The sequence below is a fragment of the Motilimonas sp. 1_MG-2023 genome, assembly GCF_030547455.1.
Classification (GTDB): domain Bacteria; phylum Pseudomonadota; class Gammaproteobacteria; order Enterobacterales; family CBDFNC01; genus Motilimonas.
The window spans coordinates 1-24,042 of sequence record NZ_JAUOPX010000047.1; the positions used below are offsets into that span (position 1 = coordinate 1).

Sequence of the window (24,042 nt, forward strand, 5' to 3'; positions counted from 1 at the left end):
GAAGTGAAACGCAGCAGCGCCGATGGTAGTGTGGGGTTTCCCCATGTGAGAGTAGGACACCGCCAAGCGCCAATTTAAAAGCCATCCTGAAGGATGGCTTTTTTCGTCTGAAGACGAATAAACCGTTTTTGTCTGGTGACAATAGCGCTGTGGTCCCACCTGATTCCATGCCGAACTCAGAAGTGAAACGCAGCAGCGCCGATGGTAGTGTGGGGTTTCCCCATGTGAGAGTAGGACATCACCAGACACCAATAAAAAAGGCTGCCCGTGGGCAGCCTTTTCTCGTTCTAGCGCTGGGTTTTAGTCTTCACTGCTTGTCGTATAAGGTAATGGTGCTATGTAGAGTGTTGACTCCGGCTGCTCTTTTATACGGAATTGGCTGTTATTGACATCGCTATCTTTTGGTAACACGGCCAATAGTTCAATATGAAGATCGCCATATTGGCATCCTGAAATGACTTGGCCTACTCGTTTCCAATTGTCACCCAACTTTAATTCTATAGTATCACCCGTGTTAGGCTTATCGTTTGCTCGCCCAGTTAAGATGAACATCGCTCGTTTGTTCGCACCTCGATATTTGGCCCGAGCTATGGTTTCCTGACCAATATAGCAGCCTTTAGTGAAACAAATCCCATCTAATTCATCTAAATTTAGTGCTTGCGGGATGAACTCTCCACTGGTTTTTTCTTCGATAAAACCAACACCAGAAGCAATATTTAACGCATTCCAAATACCATCAGTAAATAATTCTGCGCGCTCTGTTAATTCATCAAGCACTGTTTCAGCGACTTCATTTTTTAAAATAACTAAATAGCGCAATGAAGGATAAGGTTGCTTGATAAGAGCCCCATCTGGTAGTAGTCGGCTTTTATCATGTGCTGCTGCGGCATCTATATGCTGTGCTATATATTGGCCAGACTTTGAACCTAATAAGCCGAGCATTTGATACTCAGATTCAATTTCTATTTCAACCTTGGAAAACACTGCGAATTTCTTAAGTGAAGGCAACTGAATGGCAGATACAGATTTAGGCTGAGTGAGTAAAATCCTATCTTCAAGCACTATTAGCCGAAATACACTGATGGTTTTGCCTTGGGCGTTGCATTGAGCAGCCATGGTTTGTTGGCCTGGCTCTAATTTACTAACGTCACAAGTGAGCTGCCCTTGTAAGAAGTTGACTCTGTCTTCACCTTTAATTGAAATTAAATCCCAGCTGTCTAATTTACATAATGCCAGCTCAGGTAATAGAGAAATATTTTCAAGACTGTTTAAATCACGCATGGCTTTTCCTTTCAGGCGTTTTAATTTCTAGCTTCATGTTATAGTTCACAAGGGGCTTTGTCAGTAGTTGTCATGATGATTTTAACCCTTTAACATGGGATATATCTTCTAGTGAGTCCCATTACTCCCAACTGAGGCATTAAATGAATTCAACAAAAGAAAAATCTAGGCTATTGTGGGCCTGTCGTCGTGGTATGTTAGAGCTAGATGTTTTACTCAGGCCTTTTGTCGAAGAAGCCTACGATGATTTAGATGACGAAAAAAAAGTAAATTTTAAGCGCCTGCTTACTTGTGATGATCCCGATCTGTTTGCTTGGTTTATGGGTCATCAAGCCTGTAATGACCCGCAATTAGCAGAGATAGTTCGTGTTGTCCTTAACCGCGTTAAAGTATAACGAAGCAATTAGTGTTTCTAACATTGCCAGATATTTAACGCTACTACCGTTTCTTGCCATGGCTGCTGTGTGTTTGTTAAGTGGCTTGGTTACAACTAATTTCATTATTGCAGGCCTGTGTATCTTAGGTGGTGCCATCTCCTTCTTTACCCCTTCTCAATCAAGTTTTAGATTGTTTTTTGACGACAATGGTCAGGTTATTATTGAGAGCAAGAACAAAGTCAGTGAAGGAGTAATGGTTAAAGGAAGTCAGGTTTGGCCGTTTTTAATCATCATTAAAACCCAACTTAGCGCTGGCGGGACAACAAGGTTTTGGATCTACTCCGATTCAATTAGTGACCGCGGTTTTCGCCGATTAGCTAGAGTTCTATTACTTAATCAATTTGCAACTTAGGGGCTGGATAGTTCAGCCCCAAATTAGTATTAGGGTTTAGGCGTTAAAATCGTTGGGCCTGAATTATCTAACTGTTTGGGGTAATCTAAATTAAAGTGTAAACCTCGACTTTCCTTTCGCTCCATTGCACAGCGGATAATAAGCTCTGCTACTTGAACTAAATTACGAAGCTCTAATAAGTTGTTACTTACCCTAAAGTTAGAATAATACTCATCAATTTCTTGTTGTAGTAGTTGCACTCTTCGTAGCGCACGCTCAAGGCGTTTGTTAGTACGGACAATTCCCACGTAATCCCACATGAATAAACGCAGTTCATGCCAGTTATGTTGGATCACCACTTCTTCATCTGAATTTGATACTTTACTCTCATCCCAAGCGGGAACTTGAGGGATTTTTCGTTTATGGGGCAGTTTATTGATCATATCTTTTGCTGCTGCATGAGCAAAAACAATGCATTCTAGTAATGAATTAGACGCCATGCGGTTTGCGCCATGTAAGCCTGTGTATGACACTTCACCGATAGCATAAAGGCCAGCAAGGTCCGTTTGACCATGCATATCTGTCATTACCCCTCCACAAGTATAGTGAGCAGCAGGAACGATAGGGATTGGCTGTGTGGCCATATCAATACCTAATTGAAAGCATTTCTCATAAATAGTCGGAAAGTGCTTCATGATGAAGTCTTTTGGCTTGTGGCTAATATCGAGATACATACAATCAGCCCCTAAACGTTTCATTTCATGGTCAATGGCGCGTGCGACAATATCCCGCGGTGCTAGCTCGGCACGCTCATCACGCTCTAACATAAACCGACTCCCATCGGGTCTACGCAAATATGCGCCTTCACCACGTAGCGCCTCAGTTAATAGGAAGTTTCTCGCTTCAGGGTGGTATAAACACGTTGGGTGGAATTGATTGAATTCCATATTAGCCACGCGACAACCCGCGCGCCAAGCCATCGCAATACCGTCGCCACTTGATACATCTGGGTTACTAGTATATTGATAAACCTTACTGGCACCACCCGTTGCTAACGCAACAAAATTCGCTTTTATCACTTCGACTTGTTCGATATCGCGGTTCCACACATAAGCGCCAACGATATGATTGCCTGCAAGGCCAAGTTTACGAGTAGTAATTAAATCAACCGCGTTAAACCGCTCCATGATGGTGATTCGAGGGTGCTGCTTGACGGCTTCGATTAAAGTCGTTTGTACGGCTTTACCCGTTGCGTCGGCAGTATGTAGGATACGTCGGTGGCTATGGCCCCCCTCACGGGTTAAGTGATACTTGACTTCGTCATCGTTATTGATTGTTTCTTCACGATCAAATGGCACCCCTTCATGAATGAGCCATTCCATGCAGTCTTTTGCCGTGCTAGCGGTAAAACGAACAGTTTCCTCATCACAAATACCTGCTCCTGCTACTAAGGTATCAGCTACGTGAGATTCAATACTGTCTGATTCATCGAATACCGCCGCGATGCCGCCTTGAGCGTACATGGTTGAGCCTTCAGAAAGCGGGCCCTTGCTTAATACTCTCACATCGGCATGCTGAGCTAATTTCAGAGCTAATGATAAGCCAGCGGCTCCGCTGCCAATGATCAATACATCAGAAAGGTATTCAACGTTATGTTTCATAGGGTACTATTGCCATTAAAAGTAAAGACTATACCGTATGTTACTCGTTCTTTCGTTAATATGCATTTTTGACAGCTAGGCAGAATAAATTATTTTTTAAGTTTTATGAACTTTCCTTAATTTAGCGAGTCTACTTCTATGCAATAACATTCGAGCAAGTCGATTTTTGTTTAATTTTGGAGGCCGACGTCTCGAATGGGCGCGCAAGAAACAGATCAACAATTGGTTGAACGTGTTCAACAGGGTGACAAAAATGCCTACAATTTTTTGGTGATTAAATATCAAAATAAAGTAGCTAATTTGGTTTCTCGGTATGTGAACAACCCTGGTGATGTACCGGATGTAACGCAAGACGCTTTCATAAAAGCGTATAAATCACTTGCTACCTTTCGAGGAGAAAGTGCATTTTACACTTGGTTATATCGAATAGCTGTAAATACAGCGAAGAATTATTTGGTTGCACAAGGTCGACGACCACCTGCAACCGACCTAGATGTGATGGATGCCGAAGTTTTCGATGGTAATGAAGCTTTAAGGGAATCTTCTTCACCAGAAGCTGTCACACTAAGTAATGAAATTAAAAGTGTTGTATTTAGTACGATAGAAAATTTACCTGAAGATTTACGCACCGCAATAACATTGCGTGAGTTAGAAGGCATGAGCTACGAAGAAATTGCTGACATAATGGACTGCCCAGTAGGGACCGTTCGTTCAAGGATTTTCAGGGCTCGTGAAGCTATCGATAAAAAGATCCAACCGCTATTACAGCGATAATGGGGAAATAGAATGCCGAATAATGAAAAACTGTCTGCTTTTATTGATAGCGAGTTAGCAGAAGAAAGCTTCTTGTCTGAATTAGTAGAAAGTGAGCAGATGGTCGATCAGTTTTCACGATACCACTTAATTGGTGAAGTGATGCGCGGAGATGCGCCTGCGGGTATGAATATCGATATTTCATCCGCGGTGATGTCAGCATTAGATGATGAACCTACTATTATGGCGTCGATAGTTAAAGATAAGGCGGAAGTTAAGCGTTCTTCTGTCAATAACGTCGTTCCTCTGTTTAAGAAAGTAGGTCAATACGCGATTGCCGCTTCCGTTGCCGCATCGGTAGTTATTGGCGTGCAAGTGAACACCGCGCAGCAAGATAGTTTGACGCCAGCGCCGGTATTAGATACTGTTCCTTTTGTTGGAGTGGCGGAGCCTGTTAGCCTTCAAGCGCAGCCAGTGAACTCTGATAAACTTTCCGAACAACAAGATCTCGAGCAGCGTCGTAAAATAAATGCATTTCTACAGGATCACAGATTGCAACAGCGCATGTTGCAACAGCAGTAGTTTTATCTCTCTAACACTAACCAAATTTTTGGTTAGTGTTCTCCTTTTTCTATCCTTTCAAGTTAACGCCGCTACAAATGAAAGCGAAGTCGATCGACAGTCGACTGACTATTTCCTCAAGCAAATGCGTCAATCTTATTCAACGCTAAATTATGATCTCTCATTTATTCAGGTATATGAAGGTATTATTGAACCCAAGCGTTTAAGCCACGGGGTACTCGATGGAGTGGAAATTTCATATCTGAGTTATTTGAATGGGCCTCCAACAGAGTATGTACAGCGAGGAAAGAATGTTAGTTTCTTCGAGCCCGATATTGAGCCCTACACCTTGGAAACTAAATTACTACAAGGCACTGTATTTCAAATTGTTAACCAAGAGCTAACCAAACTGCAGAAAAGTTATGATTTTGTTCAAGCTGGAAAAAGTCGTGTCGCAGGTCGCCCTGCGCAAGTTATTCGGATGTCTCCAAAAGACGCAGATCGATATGGCTACTTACTTTGGTTAGATAGGCACACTAGTTTACCACTACGGATTGATACGCTAGATCAACACGGCCAGCTCGTTGAACAAATGATGACAATTTCATTGCGCTTATATAGCGAAGCAACGCCATGGATTGCTGAACTTGCGGTTGTTGATTTACCTGCTGTTGTTAAGATCAATCCAACTACAAGTAAGCGAGCGAATCAGTGGCGTTTAGACTGGACGCCAAAAGGATTCGAGCTGATTTCAAATGATCGCCATAGCTTGCCACTAACAGGTGATACGGTAGATTACTTTATGCTGTCAGATGGAATGTCAGTTATCTCAGTGTATATAGAGCCTGATGTGAGCAACCCTAAAAGCCCCGAGCCAGTAGCAAGAAAGGGGGCCACTAATCTAATAACGATTAATCACGCCGGAAAGCGGATCACCGTCGTCGGTGATATTCCTGCTGAAACAGGGCTGCGAATTGCCCGTTCGGTTGCTCCTGAATTAACTCTCCAGACTAAAGAGAACCCTAATGGCCATTGAGCAAGGTGAAATTATTGCGGTCGAGTCAGATCGTGTGTGGGTAAAATGTCAAACCCAGAGTGCCTGTACTAGCTGCAGCGCTAAATCAAGTTGTGGTACCAGTGTGCTCGCTAAGGCTTTTCCGGTGCGAACCCAAGAATTAGTGATTAAAACGTCAGAGCCGTTTCAGGTCGGTCAAACCGTAGCACTTACTGTTGCTGACAAAGCGTTACTTACGGCTGCGTTTCAAGTTTATTTGTTACCCTTGCTTGGTTTAATGCTAGGCGCAGCTATTGCCCCCTTGCTTGCTCCAATATCATACCAAGAGCTGAGCTCTATCGGTGGCGGCTTGCTAGGGCTAAGCTTAGGTTTAGTTTTTGCAAAGCGCGGCCATCAAAAAAACCAATATCATCCATTAGATGATATTCAAATTAACCACAAATAAACCGCCAAGCGATTAAACCGCGAGAAATTCTCCCAGTTAACGATTACTTTCCAAAGTGGACGCCTCCTTAGTGAAATTTTACGTCGTTAACTGCACGCATTAAAAAATGCGATAGTTTGCGTTACCTTTATGCAAAAGATAGCGACTTGGTCGCAAATTGGTTAGAATTCGTTCCTTATTTCTTTGTCCCTTAGTATTAACGCCGAGTATTCATGAAGCACATTCGAAATTTTTCAATCATTGCACATATTGACCACGGTAAATCCACCTTGTCTGATCGCTTGATCCAAGTGTGTGGTGGCCTAACTGCACGCGAAATGCAGGCGCAAGTTCTAGACTCAATGGATCTAGAAAAAGAACGTGGTATTACCATTAAAGCCCAAAGCGTAACCTTAGATTATAAGGCGCAAGATGGCGAAACTTATCAGCTGAACTTCATCGATACACCGGGACACGTAGATTTCTCTTATGAAGTATCGCGTTCACTTGCCGCTTGTGAAGGCGCATTATTGGTTGTGGATGCCGGGCAAGGCGTTGAAGCACAAACGTTAGCAAACTGTTACACAGCCATTGAAATGGATCTAGAAGTCGTGCCGATTTTAAATAAAATCGACTTACCAGCTGCGGATCCTGAGCGTGTTGCAGAAGAAATTGAAGATATTGTTGGCATAGATGCGACCGAGGCAACACGCTGCTCGGCTAAAACCGGTGTGGGTGTTGACTTAGTGCTGGAAAACATTGTTAAGTCAATTCCAGCACCAGAAGGCGATCCTGAAGCTCCTTTACAGGCACTAATTATTGACTCCTGGTTTGATAACTACTTAGGTGTGGTGTCGTTGGTGCGTATTAAAAATGGCGTGCTGAGAAAGAATGATAAAATTCGTGTCATGAGCACCGGCCAAGAATGGGGCGTTGACCGTATCGGTATTTTTACGCCTAAGCGTATTGATAACCAAGCCTTAAGTGCTGGTGAAGTAGGCTGGGTGGTTTGTGGTATTAAAGATATCTTAGGTGCACCAGTAGGTGATACGTTAACAACGGCTAAATATGGCGCGGAAAAAGCCTTGCCTGGCTTTAAGAAAGTGAAGCCTCAGGTTTATGCTGGTCTATTCCCAGTGAGCTCTGACGACTACGAATCATTTCGTGATGCGTTGGGTAAGCTAAGCCTTAACGACGCCTCTTTGTTTTACGAGCCAGAAAATTCAACCGCATTAGGCTTTGGCTTTCGTTGTGGTTTCCTTGGCATGTTGCACATGGAAATTATCCAAGAGCGACTTGAGCGCGAATATGATCTTGATCTGATCACAACGGCACCCACAGTAGTGTACGAAGTGGTAATGAATGACAATAGTGTTATTTATGTTGATAGCCCAGCTAAACTGCCTGCGACCAATGATATTAAAGAGATTCGTGAGCCCATTGCTCGTTGTAATATTCTGGTGCCACAAGAGTACCTAGGCAACGTCATTACTTTGTGCATTGAAAAGCGTGGCACTCAAATCGACATGACTTATCATGGTAAGCAAGTTGCGTTAGTGTACGACATTCCAATGGCAGAAGTGGTGTTGGATTTCTTTGATAAATTGAAGTCCACCAGCCGTGGTTACGCTTCGCTAGATTACAATTTTGTCCGCTTTGAAGCGTCAAATATGGTCCGAGTTGATGTCTTGATCAACGGTGATAAAGTGGATGCACTGGCGCTGATTACTCACAAAGAGCATTCAGAAACCCGCGGCCGACAGTTAGTTGAAGCGATGAAAGATCTGATCCCGCGTCAGATGTTTAACATTGCTATCCAAGCTGCTATCGGCTCGCATATTATTGCTCGTTCAACCGTGAAACAAATGCGTAAAAACGTAATTGCAAAATGTTATGGCGGTGATGTTAGTCGTAAGAAAAAACTGCTTAAAAAGCAAAAAGAAGGTAAGAAGCGTATGAAGCAAGTGGGTAATGTTGAAGTGCCACAAGAAGCTTTCCTTGCCGTTCTTCATATAGGAAAGGATAAGTAATGGCGAATACGTTCTCTTTAATTCTGGTTATTGCCACCATCGTCACCGGTATTATCTGGTGTTTGGATAAGTTTCTTTGGGCGCCGAAACGTGCTGCAGAAGTTGAAGCGGTGAAAGCCAAATCTAATGTGCATTTAGATGATGAAGTGATTGCTAGCATTGCACCTCAGCCGGTCTGGGTTGAGCAAGTGGTTTCAGTGTTTCCTGTGATAGCTTTAGTGATGGTACTGCGCTCGTTTATTTATGAGCCTTTTCAAATTCCATCGGGCTCAATGATGCCGACTTTGCTGGTGGGAGATTTCATTCTAGTGGAGAAATTCTCATACGGTATCAAAGACCCGGTTTTCCGCTCTAAGATAATTGAAACAGGCCAACCTCAGCGCGGTGATGTTGCCGTTTTTAAATACCCGCAAAACCCAAGCATTGATTATATTAAGCGCATTATTGGCTTACCGGGCGATCGCATTGTGTATCAAAATAAACAGCTTTATGTTCAAGCTGCTTGTGCTGATGGTCCGTGTGGTGCATTAACTAAAATTGCCATGGAATACCAAAGCGAAGGTGAGTTCATGGATGGCCCCGTTGCGATTAAAGAATACAGTGAAGCGCTAACGGATGAGCTGACACATCATGTATTAATTAACCCGCGTCGGCCTGAGCGAGTAGGCTCTTACTACCAACAACCGGGCACTCAACCCGTTGAGTGGATCGTGCCTGAAGGGCAATACTTTGCTATGGGCGATAACCGTGATGATAGTAGAGACAGCCGCTTCTGGGGCTTTGTGCCTGAGGCAAACTTAGTTGGTAAAGCCGTTGCCATTTGGATTAGTTTTGAATTTGGTCGTGATAGCAGTGGCATGCTACCTACTTGGGTGCCGACAAATGTTCGCTTTAACCGAATAGGTGGGATTGAATGAATTTAGATAGACAACGCCTGGCAAGACGTCTTGGTTATGAGTTTAATGATACTAAGCTGTTTTTACAGGCGCTGACTCATCGCAGCGCGAGTGGTAAACACAATGAGCGTCTGGAATTTTTGGGTGACTCCATCTTAAGTTATGTCATTTCGACTGAACTATATACTCGCTTTCCTGATATTAACGAAGGTGACATGAGTCGCATGCGCGCCACTTTAGTAAAGGGTAATACCTTAGCGGAATTTGGCCGTGAGTTTGAGCTTAAAGATTGCTTGATTCTGGGCCCTGGAGAGCTGAAAAGTGGCGGTTTTCGCCGTGATTCTATTCTGGCCGACACGATTGAAGCATTAATTGGGGCGATTTACCTTGATTCGAATATCGAGACCGTTAATCGCTTGGTATTAAGTTGGTATCAATCTCGCCTTGATAATATTAAACCTGGCGCAGGGCAAAAAGATGCTAAAACCAACTTGCAAGAATACTTGCAAGCTCACAAACGTGATTTACCTGAATATAAAGTGATTAATATTAAAGGCGAAGCACACAATCAAGAATTCACCGTGGAATGCATCATTGCCGGATTGTCTGAGCCAGCCTATGGTAAAGGCACCAGCCGTCGAAAAGCAGAACAAGCGGCGGCAAAAAGCGCACTGGAGTTACTGGCATGAGTGAAGAACCAAAATTAGATACCCGTTGTGGTTTAGTGGCGATTGTTGGTCGTCCAAATGTGGGTAAATCCACCATACTGAACAGCCTGCTCGGGCAGAAGGTCAGTATCACTTCACGTAAGCCACAAACCACTCGCCACCGAATTCTTGGTATTGATACTCATGGTATTTACCAAACGGTTTACGTGGATACGCCTGGCCTGCATATCGAAGAAAAGCGTGCCATTAACCGTTTAATGAACAAGGCGGCGTCAAGCTCGTTAGCAGATGTTGAATTGGTCATTTTTGTTGTCGAAGGCACCCATTGGACCGCTGATGATGAAATGGTGTTATCTAAATTAGAAAGCACTAAGGCACCAGTGATTTTAGCCGTCAACAAAGTGGATAATGTAAAAGACAAAGAAGAGTTAATGGAACACTTAAAACACGTATCTACCTTACGTGACTTTAAAGCCATTTTACCTATGTCGGCTAAGTTGAACAAAAATGTTGAACAGATTGCTCAGTTTGCGCGAGATGCACTGCCTGAAAACGTACATTTTTTCCCTGATGACTACATCACCGATCGTTCAAGTCGCTTTATGGCCTCTGAAATCGTGCGTGAAAAGCTCATGCGTTTCACCGGTGACGAACTACCTTATTCGACAACTGTAGAAATCGAGCAGTTCAAGCAGCAAGAAAACGGCACCTTACAAATCAATGCCTTGATCTTAGTTGAACGCACGACGCAAAAACGCATGGTGATCGGCAAAAAAGGTGAGAAGTTAAAAGTCATTGGCCGTGAAGCTCGTATTGATATGGAAAACCTATTTGAAAGTAAGGTGTTCCTTGAATTATGGGTCAAGGTTAAATCCGGCTGGGCTGATGATGAGCGCGCCTTGCGCAGTTTAGGTTACTCTGAAGAGTAATGCTTGGCCAAGGGTGAACTAAGATGCAAGATGCTTTTGTTTTGCATATTCGCCCTTATCGCGAATCCAGCCAGCTAGTTGAAATTTACTCGCGCCAAGAAGGGCGAGTGTCCATTTTAGTTCGTGGTAGTCGCAGTAAACGCTCCAACCTTAAAGGGATCCTTCAGCCCTTTACCTTGCTTAATATTGCTTGGGGCGGAAAAGGTCAGCTTAAATTTCTACGCAGCGTTGAAGCGCAAACCCATGCATTGCCTTTACCGGGAGATAAGCTCTACCTTGGGCTATATTTGAATGAATTACTCTATCGCCTGTTAGAGCACCTCACACCATATCCTGAACTGTTTCAATGTTATCAAGATACCTTACTTGCCCTTGCTAAGGGCCAAGCTTATGAGCCGATATTACGCGTGTTTGAGCTTGAGCTGCTAACAGCTTTAGGCTACGCCATTGATTTTGAATTTGATGCTCAGTCACAGCAACCGATAGCACAAGAATGTTTTTATCGGCTGGTGGCAGAACAAGGCTTTGTGCTGACTGAGCAAGGTGATAAAGACGCTTTTTGGGGCGGCCACATTCAAGCGTTAGCGCAACGAGATTTTTCAACGCCGGCGCAAGCGCAAACGGCGAAACGTTTTTGTCGACTCCTAATCAATGAACGTTTAGGCAATAAACCGCTGATCAGCAGGCAATTATTTATACAGCAAAAGCGTAAGGTATAAGGTAAGGAGTTAGGAAAGTATATGGCTATCATTGGAATAGGCACTGATATTGTCGATATTCGCCGTTTAGAAAAAGTACTCGCCCGCACTGGTGAAGCTTTTGCTCGGCGCATTCTTGCACCCAATGAATGGTTGCAGTTTCAACAACATAAGCAACAAGCCCGTTTTTTAGCGAAGCGCTTTGCGGCAAAAGAAGCTGGCGCGAAAGCGTTAGGTACAGGGATTGCGCAGGGGGTCACTTTTACAGACTTTATTGTCAGCAATAATGAGGCAGGTAAACCGTTGTTAACCTTATCAGGTAAGGCGCTTGAATTGTCGGTGCAGCAAGGTGTTTCACATATTCATATTAGTATTTCCGATGAAAAGCATTATGCAGTTGTGACGGTAATTTTTGAGTCGTAAGTTAACCACCTAACGCTAGGATGGCAAAAAATATGGTCATACAGATTCGCCGGAAACTATTTTGCTTTAGGCCATTGTGAACACCTTCAGCAAGTATGTAGCAACTAAATTAAAAGATATCTGGCGCTGTGTTTAATTTGGCAAATATACTCTGGCAGCTTCTTTTACTTTTTTCATCTCATCGATTAATTCAAGTAGCTCGGGCTCTAGCTCTAAAGTGCTTTGGCCTTTTTTCAATTCTATTTCTATCAATGAGGCGAGTTTTTGTAAGTCAGGCACTCCGCTATAGCTACAGCCGCCATGGAATTTGTGTATCACTGCATCTAATTCAAGATCGGTTATTTCTTGATTAATGGCTTGGTCAATACTGCGCTCAACTTCGCTGAAGCTTTCAACTAGCATAGTGAGCATTTCTTTAGCGAGATCCGGTTTACCAGCACTTTGTCTTAACGCGAGCTCCCAGTCTAAATGAACCGGGCCAGTCAGTTGTTGGTGACGTTGTACAGCCCATTTATCAATGATCTGTACTAGCATATTTTCATCAATAGGCTTAGATAAGTAGTCATCCATGCCTTGCTCAAGCAATTTCTCACGCTCGCCAGCAATCGCGTGGGCGGTAACGGCAATAATAGGCGTTTCTTGGTTAGTATCGCCCTTACGGATCTGCTGACAGGCGCTAATGCCATCTAAAATAGGCATCTGAATATCCATAAAAATCAGATCGTAGGTGGCCATTTCTGACTTTTTCACCGCCTCTTTACCATTGGTTGCGGTGACCACTTCAGATACTAAGTCATCCAGCATAGCTGAAATTAATTTTAAGTTGGCTGGGTTATCATCCACCGCCATTACCTTAAGGGCTGTTTGGTGGCGACTAGGCTTTAGTTTGATCACAGGGGATACTTCAAATTCGACTTGAATATCGGTTAGCGCGGCAGCAAACTTACGGTGATTCACCGGCTTAGTTAAGACATGACTGGCGCCCTGAGCCAAGATTTCTTCTTTTATCTCGGGGCTGGCAGTGTTGATATAAACCACGATATTTTCACAATAGTCTTTTGCTTCCGTAATACGTTTTAACAGCGGTGTGATATGCAAGTTATCACTGTGGCCAATAATGATACTTTGGTACTTGTCGGCTAATAGCTCGTGCCAACGTTCATTGGTTTGCGCTAAGAATACCTGCATCCGCCAAAGTTGTAGCTGCTGCGAGAAAGAGCGCGCGGAGAATTCATCCGCTTCAAATACTAATACTGGCTGTGACTTTAAGCTAGCGACTGGTAATGGCTCAGACATCGACATTGGTGAGGCGTCCAAGGCGATAGTAAACCAGAATGTTGAGCCATGATTCAGTGAGGATACTAGCTCAATTTCGCCGCCCATTTGTTGCACTAGTTTTTGCGTTATCACGAGACCTAAGCCTGTACCACCATAGCGGCGGGTGATACTGGTATCGGCTTGACCAAAGGCTTCAAATAGTTGGGCTTGCTGTTTTTCAGAAATACCGATACCGGTATCCGATACCATGGTTTTTAGGATCAGTTTGCCGTCTTGCTCACCCATCATACTGATTTGAATTTCAACGTTACCCATTTCGGTAAACTTAATCGCATTGCCGACTAAGTTAGTCAATACTTGTTGAAAGCGCAGTGGATCGCCAATGGCGCCTGATGGGACATCATGGTCAACCATCAGTGAGATTTCTAATCCTTTATCATGAGCACTTGGCGCCAGTAAGGTGACCACCTCATCCACTGTATCACGTAGTGCAAATGGAATGCTTTCTAGTACCAGCTTACCGGCTTCAAGTTTAGAGAAGTCGAGAATGTCGTTAATGATGTTAAGTAGGTTGTGCGCTGATTTCTCAATGGTTTGCAAGTAATCGGTTTGACTAGGACTAAGGGATGTTTTGAGTAATTGGCGCGCAAAACCGATCACGCCATTAAGCGGAGTACGTAGCTCATGGGACATATTCGCCAAGAACTCCGACTTAACCCGCGCCGCTTCTTGGGCTCGTTTTTTCGCCATGTCGAGCTCAACGTTTTGAATTTCAATTTGCTCTAAGGTTTCGCGCAAGTCTGAGGTGGCTTGATCGATACTTTGTTGCATTTCTTCATGGTATTCGCTCATGGATTTAGCCATGGCGTTAATACCATTTTTGAGCATGCCTAACTCACCTGTGAAATTCCCCATCACTCGGGTATCGAGGCGGCCTTCACGAATCTTATCGACAGCTTTTACCATTCGCGAAATCGGTTCTGTCACCTGCTTAACTTGTCGGAATGAAAAGACAATACTGATGACTATGCCCAGCAACACGATAAAGAAGGCGGAAGTGGTATCACGAAATTGCAGTAGTAGCGCTTTGTCAGTACTGACCAACATCGCGATGTAGCCCAGTTTGGCTGACTCTTCATCGAGCGGTAGGGGCAATGGATAGTTGGTTAAGTTGTTCTCATCAATAATAGGTGTGCGTAAAATGATGTAATCTTCAAATACTTCCACTTCGGTTGAGTCGGGCATTGGCTTGCCCTTTTCTAGCTTTAATCGACCAATATTACGGTGGTAGTTACTATTTACATACAAGGTGTTATCAGGCTTATAGATACCTATCGTGATGATCGCAGGGCTGTGGCGACGATGAGTAATGCCAATCAGGTCCTTAAGAAACTTTGGGTCTTGCTGACGCATGCCTATTTCTGCAGCAATTGCCAGAGGATCAGCGATGTTGCGCGCTTGCTCGATAACCAAGTCTTCCAATTGTTGATAGCGATTAAATGTAAAGTAACCCGCTAGCAAGGTGCCGATGACAATGGTTGGAATAATCGTTAAGGCAATTACCCGGGCTCTTAGGCCGTACTTGGTCATATCAAATGGTAATTAAGGCTATGTAAATTAATCAGCATGTTAGCATGATGTGTATCGCTGGAATAGACTAACAAGTTTGCGCTGGCGCTGACTTTTTTGATTAATTGCCAACAAGGTTTTCGATTTTCGACATATATGTGACAATAGCCGATTGTTTACCTTGTTTATGTTGAGCTCTATGGCCCAGTTTTTTAAGCCCAAAGCGGCCAGTCACGCCGCGTTAACCAGTCCTGTTACTGTTCAGATTGATCGCTTTGACCACCAAGGCCGAGGCATGGCCAAGGTAAAAGGTAAAACTTTATTTGTTGCCGGCGCCTTACCAGGTGAAACCGTGGTTGCCAGTATTGAGCAAGAAAAAAAAGAATATGCCAAAGGGCAAGTCATTAAAGTGGTGTCAGCTTCGTCCCAGCGTCAAGTGCCTGTTTGCCCACATTATCAAATATGTGGTGGCTGTGATTTACAGCATTTAGAGGGTCATCATCAGCAGCAATATAAGGCTCAGAGTTTACTGGCGCTGGTGGCTAAGTTTGCACGGGTGCGTGATATTCAGTTATCCCCGACCTTATTTGGTGATCCCTTAGGCTATCGCCGTAGTGCGCGTTTTGGTTTACAGTTTAATAAAAAGCAGCGCCGCCTTGAAATGAGCTTTCGTCGTAAAAGTAGTAATCAATTGTTCAAGCAAACTTGTTGCCCGGTGTTAGCGCCTCAACTCGACACACTCATTGAGCCTGTTCATCAGCTATTGCAGCAATTATCAATAGTGGAAAAGTTGGGTCATATTGCTTTTTATCTGGCTGAACAAGGGCCTGCATTACTGCTTCGTCATTTAAAACCCTTGACTAAAGCCGACGAACAGCGCTTGGTAACTTTTGCGCAGCAGCATCACGTGTTGTGGTTTTTACAAGGCAATGACAACCAAATCCAAGCTCTGCATCATCAAATTTGCTTGAATTATGCCTTGCCCCAGTGGCAGTTAAAGATTGATTTTGCACCTAATAACTTTATTCAAGTAAACGATCAGGTTAATCAAAAAATGATAGCTCAAGCCCTTGAATGGTTAGACGTACAACCTGAAGATCGGGTAATTGATTTATTTGCTGGCTTAGGTAATTTTAGCCTTCCCCTCGCAACCCTTGCCAAGCAAGTAGTTGGCGTTGAGGGCATTGATACCATGGTTGAGCAAGCGAACCGTAATGCTGAACAAGCAGGGTTGGCTAACCTAAATTTTTACCAAGCTGATTTAAGTAACGACTTTAGTCAACAACCATGGGCTAAAGAGGCGTTTAATAAAGCACTGCTCGATCCCGCCCGCGATGGCGCATTGTTTGTTACAGAGCATCTAGCTAAGCTAAATTGTGAGCGAATTGTTTATGTTTCTTGCCATCCTGCGACCATGGCGCGGGATGCACAAGTGTTGATCGAGCGTGGTTATCAGCTTACTAAACTTGGTTTAGTGGATATGTTTCCTAACACAGCTCATATGGAATCGATGGCTCTGTTTCAGCGCAAGAAGAGAACATAGCGATTTATTTCGAGTCGTATTTGTGATGGTTAAGTTAGACGTTCGTTTTATATTGCTTATGTAAAATAGCATGAGCTAAATAGTATTGTGGAGAGTCAGCATTATGGTTTCAGTGAGAGATACCCACTTTTTAAATCAACAAGAACGCGATCCAAAAGCCTGGGCGGCCTCATTAGGACTAAACGAAAAGGATCAGCAAAAAGTTGAGCAGGTATATCTAGCCGTACATGCCATTAGCGAAGCGTCGCAGCGTAGTGATGTGCTTGAAATAGGGGTAGAAATGGTAGAGATATTGATCACCATGAATATGGATGTTAATACCCTTAAAGCGGCGCTTCTCTTTCCTGCTTTTGATCGCAAATTAAAAGATAGTAACTGGATTACTGAGCAATTTGGCAAAAATACTTGCAAGCTAGTGCAAGGGGTTGCGGATATGGAAGCAATCCGCACCCTGCAAAATAAAGGTTTAGCGACCTCTGATTTACAAATAGATAATTTACGCCGCATGTTACTTGCTATGGTGGAAGACGTTCGCGCGGTGGTTATCAAGCTGGCGGAACGCATTTGTTATTTACGCTTAATTAAAAATGCTGCTGAAGAAACGCGGGTGCTGACCGCGAGAGAAATTGCTGATATTTACGCCCCGTTAGCTAACCGATTAGGTATTGGTCAGTTGAAATGGGAGCTCGAAGACTTGTCATTTCGTTATCTTCACCCTGACACCTACAAAAAAATCGCCAAGCAACTTGATGAAAAACGCATTGATCGTGAAACTTACATTGGCGCCTTTGTAAGTAGTTTACGCCAAGGTATGAAAGATCACGAAATCAAAGCTGAGGTGTATGGTCGACCAAAACACATCTATAGCATCTGGAAAAAGATGCAGAAAAAATCGTTAGCATTTGATGAGCTGTTTGATGTGCGCGCGGTGCGCATTATCTGTGAACGCATACAAGACTGTTACGCCGCGCTAGGCGTAGTCCACACTTTATTTAATCATATTCCAAGTGAGTTTGATGATTATGTTGCTAACCCCAAACCCAACGGCTACCAATCAATTCATACAGTAGTGCTAGGGCCTTCTGGTCGGCCAGTGGAAATTCAAATTCGTACCCGCGAAATGCATGAAAATGCAGAGCTAGGGGTGGCGGCACATTGGAAATATAAAGAGGGCAGTGTTGGTCGTGACAATGGCTATGAAGATCGCATCGCCTGGCTACGTAAGTTAATAGCTTGGCAAGATGATATGGCTGAGTCAGGTAACTTAGTGGACGAGGTTCGCAGCCAAGTGTTCGAAGAGCGGGTGTACGTATTCACTCCTAAAGGTGAAGTGGTGGACCTGCCTGCAGGCTCAACTCCGCTTGATTTTGCTTATTATATCCATAGCCAAGTCGGGCATCGTTGTATTGGCAGTAAAGTGGGCGGTAAAATTGTGCCTTTTACTTATCATCTACAAACAGGTGATCAAGTTGAAATTATTACGCAAAAAGAGCCTAACCCAAGTCGCGATTGGCTTAATGCCCACACCGGTTATGTGAACTCGTCACGCGCTCGAGCAAAAATTGCCACTTGGTTTCGTCAGTTAGACAAAGAAAAACATGTTATAGCGGGCAAAGAAATGCTTGAGTCTGAATTGGCTAAGCATCAACTGAAGCTAAATGCGGCAGAGCCGGCCCTGAAAAAAATAAACCTTTCCAGTATGGATGATTTGTTTGCCGGTATTGGCAGTGGTGATGTGCGAATTAATCAATTGATTAATATTATCCAAGGTCTACATCACAAGCCAACGGCAGAAGAGGCCGATCGTAAAGCATTGGAAGAAGTAGAAAAGCGTTCTGCAGCGGCGACTAAGAAAAAACGCACTCAAGATCATGTTGTGGTTGATGGGGTAGGCAACCTGATGACCTCTATCGCACGTTGCTGTCAGCCAGTGCCGGGTGATGACATTTGTGGTTATATTACTCAAGGCCGTGGTATTTCAGTCCATCGCACCGAGTGTGAACAACTGAAGGATTTAGAGGAAGTACACCCAGAGCGGATTATTGAGGCGCAATGGGGCCGATCAGACTCCTCGGGTTATTCATTAACCGTACGCGTAACAGCCATGGATCGCAGTGGTTTACTAAAAGACATTACCACCTTGCTATCTAATGAGAAAGTGAATGTCTTGGGGGTGAAAAGTCATTCAGACACACGCAGCCAAACAGCCATTATTGATATGGAATTAGAAATTAATAATGTGGACTCACTGAGTAAAGTGCTGTCAAAAGTAAATTCCCTTAAAGGTGTGTCGGAAACAAAACGTATTTAACAGGATAGGATGAAACATGAGCAGTAAACTTGGTGATATAAACGGCCTACTAGAGATTATGGAAAAATTACGTGATCCTGAGTCAGGGTGCCCGTGGGACCAAAAGCAAACTTTTCGCTCCATTGTGCCTCATACCATTGAAGAAGCTTATGAAGTAGCGGATGCGATTGAGCAACAAGATTATATCGAGTTAAAAGGTGAGCTAGGCGACTTACTGTTCCAAGTGGTATTTTACGCGCAATTAGCCAAAGAGCAGCAGTTGTTTGATTTTAATGATGTGGTCGAAACTGTATCCGAAAAGTTGACTCGTCGTCATCCTCATGTGTTTGGTGGCGCTGATTTTGCTGATGAGCAAGCAGTAAAAGCCAATTGGGAAGCCGAAAAAGCCCAAGAGCGCGCTGCCAAGGCGGGGGAGCAAGTCGAAAATGTCAGTGTGTTGGATAATATCCCTGCTAATATGCCGGCATTAACGCGCGCAAATAAAATACAAAAACGCTGTGCTAACGTCGGGTTTGACTGGAAAACCTTAGGCCCAGTGGTTGATAAAATTAAAGAAGAAATTGATGAGGTACTTGATGAAGTGCATCAAATTGAACAAGACCAAGACCGCATCGAAGATGAAGTGGGCGATTTATTATTCGCTACGGTGAACTTAGTGCGTCATTTGAAAAAAGACCCTGAGCAAGCTTTACGCCGAGCTAACGATAAATTTGAACGCCGGTTTCGCTTGTTAGAAAAGCACTTTTTAAGTCAAAACAAAGCGCTGGATCAATGTTCGTTGGACGAAATGGAACAAATTTGGCAAAAAGTGAAAGAAACTTACGAAAGTTGATTTAAAACAAGATGAAAATATATTCCCTCGTTACACTATCTTTCGTTGTGAGCTAGGGGTGGTTTTGTTATAATTTTTTCCCGTCTTGAACGTCTCAAAACCATCGTAACACTCCTAACTTCTCAGGATCAGCATGACTACAAAGTATATATTCGTAACAGGTGGGGTGGTTTCATCCCTAGGTAAAGGCATTGCCGCTGCATCATTGGCCGCTATCCTTGAAGCTCGTGGGCTAAAAGTCACGATTATGAAGCTGGACCCTTACATTAATGTGGATCCAGGCACGATGAGTCCTATTCAGCACGGCGAGGTGTTTGTCACCGACGACGGCGCGGAAACTGATCTCGATTTAGGTCACTATGAGCGTTTTATTCGCACTAAGATGACTAAACGTAATAACTTCACCACTGGTCGAGTCTATTCCGATGTACTTGCTAAAGAACGTCGTGGTGATTATTTAGGCGCGACCATTCAGGTGATCCCACATATCACTAATGGCATTAAAGAGCGTGTTATTGCCGGTGGAGAAGGCGTCGATGTTGCAATTGTTGAGATTGGCGGCACCGTTGGTGATATTGAATCACAACCTTTCTTAGAAGCTATCCGTCAGTTAGGCACCGAAGTTGGCCGTGATCATGCCATCTTTATGCACTTAACCTTAGTGCCTTTCTTGGGGGCAGCCGGTGAAGTAAAAACAAAACCGACACAGCACTCGGTCAAAGAGTTACGCAGTATTGGTATTCAGCCTGATATCTTAGTTTGCCGTAGTGACCGCACTATCCCTGCGAATGAACGCGCGAAAATTTCTTTATTCTGTAATGTTGAAGAAAAAGCGGTTATCTCATTAAAAGATGTTGATAGCATTTATAAGATCCCAGCATTACTTAAAGCACAAAGCTTAGATGAATTCTGCGTACGTCGCTTTGGCCTAACTTGCCCAGAAGCAGACTTAAGTGAGTGGGAACGTGTTATTTATGAAGAAGCGAACACCACCGCTGAACTAACTATTGCGATGGTTGGTAAATATGTTGAATTACCTGACGCCTATAAATCAGTGAACGAAGCGTTAAAACACGGCGGCTTAAAAAACCAAGCGAGCGTCACTATTAAATACATCGATTCACAAGATGTAGAAGCCAAAGGTACCGATATTCTAAAAGGCGTGGATGCGATTTTAGTGCCTGGTGGGTTTGGTGAGCGCGGTGTGGAAGGTAAAATTCTTACAGCACAATATGCGCGTGAAAATAACGTACCTTACCTAGGTATTTGTTTAGGCATGCAAGTCGCGCTGATAGAGTACGCACGAAATGTCGCGGAAATGGAAGCGGCACATTCAACAGAGTTTAACGAAAACACACCGAACCCTGTGGTTGGTTTAATTACTGAGTGGATTGATGAAAGCGGCAATGTTGAAACCCGCACCGAAGAGTCTGATCTTGGCGGCACCATGCGCGTCGGCTCTCAATTATGTCACTTAGTAAAAGGCTCAAAAGTACACGATATGTACGGCAGCGATACTATTTATGAGCGCCACCGTCACCGTTATGAAGTAAACAACAACCTTTTACCGCAAATCGAAAAAGCGGGTTTGAAAGTAACAGGTTTATCAGCAGACAAGAAATTGGTGGAAATTATCGAAAATCCTAACCACCCTTGGTTTGTTGCGGCGCAGTTCCACCCTGAGTTTACGTCGACTCCTCGCGATGGCCATCCGTTGTTTGAAGGCTTTATTAAAGCGGCTCGCGAGTACCAAAATCGGGAAGATAAGTAGTTTCTCATTGACCCGATAGCGAAGATTTGTTAAAAAATTCATAATTTAAATGTTGTAAAATTACATCAATATAGAGGAAATCTTAATGTCTAAGATCGTTAAAGTACTAGGCCGTGAAATCATGGATTCACGTGGTAACCCAACTGTAGAAGCTGAAGTTCATCTTGAAGATGGTTCTTTCGGTATGGCTGCTGCGCCTTCTGGTGCTTCTACTGGTTCTCGTGAAGCGCTAGAACTTCGTGATGGCGACAAAGCACGTTACTTAGGTAAAGGTGTTCTTAAAGCAGTTGAAGCGGTAAATGGTCCGATCGCAGAAGCGCTAGTAGGTAAAGATGCACTAGCTCAAGCTGAACTAGACCAAATCATGATCGACTTAGACGGTACTGAAAACAAAGCTAAATTTGGCGCAAACGCTATCCTAGCTGTATCGCTAGCTGCAGCTAAAGCTGCTGCTGCTTCTAAGAAAGTACCACTATACGCTCACATTGCTGACCTAAACGGTACTTCTGGTGTTTACTCTATGCCACTTCCAATGATGAACATCATCAACGGTGGTGAGCACGCAGATAACTCTGTAGACATCCAAGAATTCATGATCCAGCCAGTGGGTGCTAAGACTTTCCGTGAAGGTCTACGCATGGGCGCTGAAGTTTTCCATAGCTTAGCTAAAGTACTTAAAGCTGATGGTCATTCAACAGCAGTTGGTGATGAAGGTGGTTTCGCGCCTAACCTAGCTTCAAACGAAGCAGCTCTAGCTGCAATCAAAGTAGCTGTTGCTAACGCAGGTTACGAGCTAGGTAAAGATATCACACTAGCGATGGACTGTGCTGCATCTGAGTTCTACGACAAAGAGGCAAACATCTACGACCTTAAAGGTGAAGGTAAGAAATTCACTTCTGAAGAGTTCAACTACTTCCTTAAAGATCTTACTGAGCAATACCCAATCGTATCTATCGAAGACGGTCTTGACGAGTCTGATTGGGATGGTTTCGCACACCAAACTAAACTTCTTGGCGATAAAATCCAACTAGTTGGTGACGATCTATTCGTAACAAACACAAAGATCCTTAAGCGTGGTATCGACAACGGTATCGCTAACTCAATCTTAATCAAATTCAACCAAATTGGTTCACTAACTGAAACGTTAGCTGCAATCAAAATGGCTAAAGATGCAGGCTTTACCGCTGTTATCTCTCACCGCTCTGGTGAAACTGAAGATGCAACAATCGCTGATCTAGCGGTTGGTACAGCTGCTGGCCAAATCAAAACTGGCTCTCTAAGCCGTTCTGATCGCGTAGCTAAGTACAACCAACTTCTACGTATTGAAGAAGCGCTAGGCGAAAAAGCACCGTATAACGGTCTTAAAGAAGTTAAAGGTCAGTAATTCTGTTAGGTGCTTTTAATAAGCACCTCTTTAGCTTCAGTCTTAAAGAAGTTAAAGGTCAGTAAGTCTGTTAGGTGTTTTACCAGCATCACTGAGCTTTAAACCTTAAGATTAGAAATCCTCACTTCGGTGGGGATTTTTTTTGCCTGTGGAATAGTTGTCGACTTCAGAAATTACGTGCGCAATAGCTGATTTAAAGGCTTTTATGTGGGAAACTAACTGCCTTAAAATAAATATGTACCTAATAGCGGGTTTTAACAAAATATTTATGCGATTTTTCACACTCCTTTTATGCATCTCATTAGCATTATTGCAATACCACCTTTGGCGTGGCAAAAATGGTTTGGCTGATTACACTCGGCTTTCAGCTGAAGTTGCGCAACAAGAGATAGATAACGACATTCTGCGTAAACGAAATAAGCGTATGTTTGCAGATATTGCCGATTTGAAACAAGGGACCGAGTCAGTTGAAGAGCGCGCTCGAAATGAATTAGGCCTTATTAAAGAAGGCGAAATGTTCTTTCGTATTTTACCAAAAGAAAAGCAAACAAATGATTAAGCAAACTTATGCGGCAATTTTACCCGCCGCAGGCATAGGCAGTAGAATGCAGTCGGTGTTGCCTAAGCAATACTTACCGTTAGCTGGTAAAACAGTTATTGAACATAGTTTATCTCACTTAATTCAGCACTCGGCGATAAGTGAGGTTGTGGTGGTATTAGCCGAAAATGACTGTTGGTTTAGGCAGCTGGAAGTGGCTAAGCATCCTAAAATAACCTTAGCGCCAGGTGGGGCAGAGCGCTGTGACTCAGTGTTAAGTGGTTTGCATGCGATAAAAAAAGCAGAATGGGTACTCGTTCATGATGCTGCTCGACCTTGTTTGACCCACTCGGATATAGATTTATTAATAGAGCATATTGAAACGTATCATCAGGGCGCTATTTTAGGCACTCAAGTGCGTGACACCATGAAGCGTAGTGATGCTAATGGCAATATTTTAGGCACCGTTGATCGAGAGCATTTATGGCATGCGTTAACGCCGCAAGCGTTTTCCGTACAGCAATTGCGCCTTGCTTTAGAATCAGCTTTGCTGCAAGGCGTAAATATTACGGATGAGGCTTCTGCCATTGAGCTCAGCGGTGCAGCCTGCTCCATTTTGCCCGGGCGCGCGGATAATTTAAAAGTGACGCGTCCTGAAGATATGGCAATGGCAGAACTTTTTTTAACTCAATCTCTCTCTCTATAAGGG

The 24,042-nt window shown here is 43.6% G+C and carries 22 protein-coding genes and 1 rRNA gene; 20 read left to right on the plus strand and 3 right to left on the minus strand.

The genetic code is table 11. The annotated features are described in order from the left end of the window. The first annotated feature begins 131 nt into the window (after positions 1-131). A 5S ribosomal RNA gene (rrf, locus tag Q4519_RS18400) occupies positions 132-247 on the plus strand. Positions 248-300: 53 nt separating this feature from the next. Here the strand turns inward: rrf and ygfZ are convergent. Further along, positions 301-1,281 (minus strand): tRNA-modifying protein YgfZ, encoded by a 981-nt coding sequence (ygfZ, locus tag Q4519_RS18405; RefSeq protein WP_232803450.1) that lies wholly within the window; start codon positions 1,279-1,281, stop codon positions 301-303. Positions 1,282-1,424: 143 nt separating this feature from the next. Between ygfZ and Q4519_RS18410 the strand changes: the two genes are divergently transcribed. Both Q4519_RS18410 and Q4519_RS18415 read left to right on the plus strand, forming a co-directional pair. Continuing rightward, entirely contained in the window at positions 1,425-1,676 is a 252-nt protein-coding gene (locus Q4519_RS18410) for a succinate dehydrogenase assembly factor 2 (protein WP_232803449.1), read from the plus strand. Further along, the gene (locus Q4519_RS18415) at positions 1,648-2,070 is read left to right on the plus strand and encodes a protein YgfX (RefSeq protein WP_303514805.1); all 423 of its coding nucleotides are present in this window, start codon (positions 1,648-1,650) and stop codon (positions 2,068-2,070) included. Before Q4519_RS18410 ends, Q4519_RS18415 begins: the two co-directional genes overlap by 29 nt. 29 nt (positions 2,071-2,099) lie before the next feature. Here Q4519_RS18415 and nadB read toward each other — a convergent pair whose 3' ends face one another. Further along, positions 2,100-3,710, minus strand: coding sequence for an L-aspartate oxidase (nadB, locus tag Q4519_RS18420; protein WP_232803447.1), 1,611 nt, complete (start codon positions 3,708-3,710; stop codon positions 2,100-2,102). A gap of 195 nt (positions 3,711-3,905) precedes the next feature. On the opposite strand from nadB, the gene rpoE reads away from it, so the two are divergent. The 10 genes from rpoE (at position 3,906) to acpS (ending at position 12,107) form a co-directional block, all read left to right on the plus strand. Beyond that, on the plus strand, positions 3,906-4,484 hold the full coding sequence (gene rpoE / locus Q4519_RS18425; protein ID WP_232803446.1) for an RNA polymerase sigma factor RpoE: 579 nt from the start codon (positions 3,906-3,908) through the stop codon (positions 4,482-4,484). Positions 4,485-4,496: 12 nt separating this feature from the next. Further along, positions 4,497-5,045 carry a sigma-E factor negative regulatory protein gene (locus tag Q4519_RS18430; RefSeq protein ID WP_303514807.1) on the plus strand — a complete coding sequence of 183 codons (549 nt, stop codon included), beginning with the start codon at positions 4,497-4,499 and terminating at the stop codon, positions 5,043-5,045. Next, positions 4,993-6,060, plus strand: a complete 1,068-nt coding sequence (locus tag Q4519_RS18435) for a MucB/RseB C-terminal domain-containing protein (RefSeq protein WP_336623452.1) — start codon at positions 4,993-4,995, stop codon at positions 6,058-6,060. Before Q4519_RS18430 ends, Q4519_RS18435 begins: the two co-directional genes overlap by 53 nt. Then, positions 6,050-6,484, plus strand: coding sequence for a SoxR reducing system RseC family protein (locus Q4519_RS18440; RefSeq protein WP_232803443.1), 435 nt, complete (start codon positions 6,050-6,052; stop codon positions 6,482-6,484). The genes Q4519_RS18435 and Q4519_RS18440 overlap by 11 nt, the downstream gene beginning before the upstream one ends. A gap of 212 nt (positions 6,485-6,696) precedes the next feature. Continuing rightward, positions 6,697-8,493: a translation elongation factor 4 gene (gene lepA / locus Q4519_RS18445; protein ID WP_232803442.1), complete on the plus strand. Its 1,797-nt coding sequence runs from the start codon at positions 6,697-6,699 to the stop codon at positions 8,491-8,493. Beyond that, positions 8,493-9,410: a signal peptidase I gene (gene lepB, locus Q4519_RS18450; protein ID WP_232803441.1), complete on the plus strand. Its 918-nt coding sequence runs from the start codon at positions 8,493-8,495 to the stop codon at positions 9,408-9,410. Before lepA ends, lepB begins: the two co-directional genes overlap by 1 nt. Continuing rightward, complete coding sequence (gene rnc, locus Q4519_RS18455; RefSeq protein ID WP_232803440.1) at positions 9,407-10,078, plus strand: ribonuclease III; 672 nt, start codon at positions 9,407-9,409, stop codon at positions 10,076-10,078. The genes lepB and rnc overlap by 4 nt, the downstream gene beginning before the upstream one ends. Further along, positions 10,075-10,986 carry a GTPase Era gene (gene era / locus Q4519_RS18460; protein WP_232803439.1) on the plus strand — a complete coding sequence of 304 codons (912 nt, stop codon included), beginning with the start codon at positions 10,075-10,077 and terminating at the stop codon, positions 10,984-10,986. The genes rnc and era overlap by 4 nt, the downstream gene beginning before the upstream one ends. Positions 10,987-11,009: 23 nt before the next feature. Next, positions 11,010-11,705, plus strand: coding sequence for a DNA repair protein RecO (recO, locus tag Q4519_RS18465; RefSeq protein WP_303514814.1), 696 nt, complete (start codon positions 11,010-11,012; stop codon positions 11,703-11,705). 21 nt (positions 11,706-11,726) lie between these two features. Then, on the plus strand, positions 11,727-12,107 hold the full coding sequence (gene acpS / locus Q4519_RS18470) for a holo-ACP synthase (protein WP_303514815.1): 381 nt from the start codon (positions 11,727-11,729) through the stop codon (positions 12,105-12,107). 132 nt (positions 12,108-12,239) lie between these two features. Here the strand turns inward: acpS and barA are convergent, their stop codons facing one another. After that, on the minus strand, positions 12,240-14,975 hold the full coding sequence (barA, locus tag Q4519_RS18475) for a two-component sensor histidine kinase BarA (protein WP_303514818.1): 2,736 nt from the start codon (positions 14,973-14,975) through the stop codon (positions 12,240-12,242). A gap of 178 nt (positions 14,976-15,153) precedes the next feature. Here barA and rlmD point away from each other — a divergent pair, with 178 nt between their 5' ends. The 7 genes from rlmD (at position 15,154) to ispD (ending at position 24,039) form a co-directional block, all read left to right on the plus strand. Further along, positions 15,154-16,497: a 23S rRNA (uracil(1939)-C(5))-methyltransferase RlmD gene (gene rlmD / locus Q4519_RS18480; RefSeq protein WP_303514820.1), complete on the plus strand. Its 1,344-nt coding sequence runs from the start codon at positions 15,154-15,156 to the stop codon at positions 16,495-16,497. A 103-nt stretch (positions 16,498-16,600) separates the two neighbouring features. Then, positions 16,601-18,808: a GTP diphosphokinase gene (gene relA, locus Q4519_RS18485; RefSeq protein ID WP_303514822.1), complete on the plus strand. Its 2,208-nt coding sequence runs from the start codon at positions 16,601-16,603 to the stop codon at positions 18,806-18,808. A 16-nt stretch (positions 18,809-18,824) separates the two neighbouring features. Then, on the plus strand, positions 18,825-19,640 hold the full coding sequence (gene mazG / locus Q4519_RS18490) for a nucleoside triphosphate pyrophosphohydrolase (protein WP_232803433.1): 816 nt from the start codon (positions 18,825-18,827) through the stop codon (positions 19,638-19,640). Positions 19,641-19,773: 133 nt separating this feature from the next. After that, positions 19,774-21,411, plus strand: coding sequence for a CTP synthase (locus Q4519_RS18495; protein WP_232803432.1), 1,638 nt, complete (start codon positions 19,774-19,776; stop codon positions 21,409-21,411). 85 nt (positions 21,412-21,496) lie between these two features. Continuing rightward, entirely contained in the window at positions 21,497-22,795 is a 1,299-nt protein-coding gene (gene eno / locus Q4519_RS18500) for a phosphopyruvate hydratase (RefSeq protein WP_303514824.1), read from the plus strand. A gap of 268 nt (positions 22,796-23,063) precedes the next feature. Further along, positions 23,064-23,354 carry a cell division protein FtsB gene (gene ftsB, locus Q4519_RS18505; RefSeq protein ID WP_303514826.1) on the plus strand — a complete coding sequence of 97 codons (291 nt, stop codon included), beginning with the start codon at positions 23,064-23,066 and terminating at the stop codon, positions 23,352-23,354. Next, positions 23,347-24,039 (plus strand): 2-C-methyl-D-erythritol 4-phosphate cytidylyltransferase, encoded by a 693-nt coding sequence (gene ispD, locus Q4519_RS18510; protein WP_303514828.1) that lies wholly within the window; start codon positions 23,347-23,349, stop codon positions 24,037-24,039. The genes ftsB and ispD overlap by 8 nt, the downstream gene beginning before the upstream one ends. Positions 24,040-24,042 lie beyond the last annotated feature (3 nt).

What these genes read in the sequence shown, in the direction of transcription:
- Q4519_RS18440 (WP_232803443.1), top strand. Translation starts at nt 6,050, where the DNA reads ATGGCCATTGAGCAAGGTGAAATTATTGCGGTCGAGTCAGATCGTGTG.
- rnc (WP_232803440.1), top strand. Translation starts at nt 9,407, where the DNA reads ATGAATTTAGATAGACAACGCCTGGCAAGACGTCTTGGTTATGAGTTT.
- Q4519_RS18430 (WP_303514807.1), top strand. Translation starts at nt 4,497, where the DNA reads ATGCCGAATAATGAAAAACTGTCTGCTTTTATTGATAGCGAGTTAGCA.
- rlmD (WP_303514820.1), top strand. Translation starts at nt 15,154, where the DNA reads ATGGCCCAGTTTTTTAAGCCCAAAGCGGCCAGTCACGCCGCGTTAACC.
- lepB (WP_232803441.1), top strand. Translation starts at nt 8,493, where the DNA reads ATGGCGAATACGTTCTCTTTAATTCTGGTTATTGCCACCATCGTCACC.
- era (WP_232803439.1), top strand. Translation starts at nt 10,075, where the DNA reads ATGAGTGAAGAACCAAAATTAGATACCCGTTGTGGTTTAGTGGCGATT.
- ygfZ (WP_232803450.1), bottom strand. Translation starts at nt 1,281, where the DNA reads ATGCGTGATTTAAACAGTCTTGAAAATATTTCTCTATTACCTGAGCTG.
- ispD (WP_303514828.1), top strand. Translation starts at nt 23,347, where the DNA reads ATGATTAAGCAAACTTATGCGGCAATTTTACCCGCCGCAGGCATAGGC.
- nadB (WP_232803447.1), bottom strand. Translation starts at nt 3,710, where the DNA reads ATGAAACATAACGTTGAATACCTTTCTGATGTATTGATCATTGGCAGC.
- Q4519_RS18495 (WP_232803432.1), top strand. Translation starts at nt 19,774, where the DNA reads ATGACTACAAAGTATATATTCGTAACAGGTGGGGTGGTTTCATCCCTA.
- recO (WP_303514814.1), top strand. Translation starts at nt 11,010, where the DNA reads ATGCAAGATGCTTTTGTTTTGCATATTCGCCCTTATCGCGAATCCAGC.
- ftsB (WP_303514826.1), top strand. Translation starts at nt 23,064, where the DNA reads ATGCGATTTTTCACACTCCTTTTATGCATCTCATTAGCATTATTGCAA.
- lepA (WP_232803442.1), top strand. Translation starts at nt 6,697, where the DNA reads ATGAAGCACATTCGAAATTTTTCAATCATTGCACATATTGACCACGGT.
- eno (WP_303514824.1), top strand. Translation starts at nt 21,497, where the DNA reads ATGTCTAAGATCGTTAAAGTACTAGGCCGTGAAATCATGGATTCACGT.
- relA (WP_303514822.1), top strand. Translation starts at nt 16,601, where the DNA reads ATGGTTTCAGTGAGAGATACCCACTTTTTAAATCAACAAGAACGCGAT.
- mazG (WP_232803433.1), top strand. Translation starts at nt 18,825, where the DNA reads ATGAGCAGTAAACTTGGTGATATAAACGGCCTACTAGAGATTATGGAA.
- acpS (WP_303514815.1), top strand. Translation starts at nt 11,727, where the DNA reads ATGGCTATCATTGGAATAGGCACTGATATTGTCGATATTCGCCGTTTA.
- Q4519_RS18435 (WP_336623452.1), top strand. Translation starts at nt 4,993, where the DNA reads ATGCATTTCTACAGGATCACAGATTGCAACAGCGCATGTTGCAACAGC.
- rpoE (WP_232803446.1), top strand. Translation starts at nt 3,906, where the DNA reads ATGGGCGCGCAAGAAACAGATCAACAATTGGTTGAACGTGTTCAACAG.
- barA (WP_303514818.1), bottom strand. Translation starts at nt 14,975, where the DNA reads ATGACCAAGTACGGCCTAAGAGCCCGGGTAATTGCCTTAACGATTATT.
- Q4519_RS18410 (WP_232803449.1), top strand. Translation starts at nt 1,425, where the DNA reads ATGAATTCAACAAAAGAAAAATCTAGGCTATTGTGGGCCTGTCGTCGT.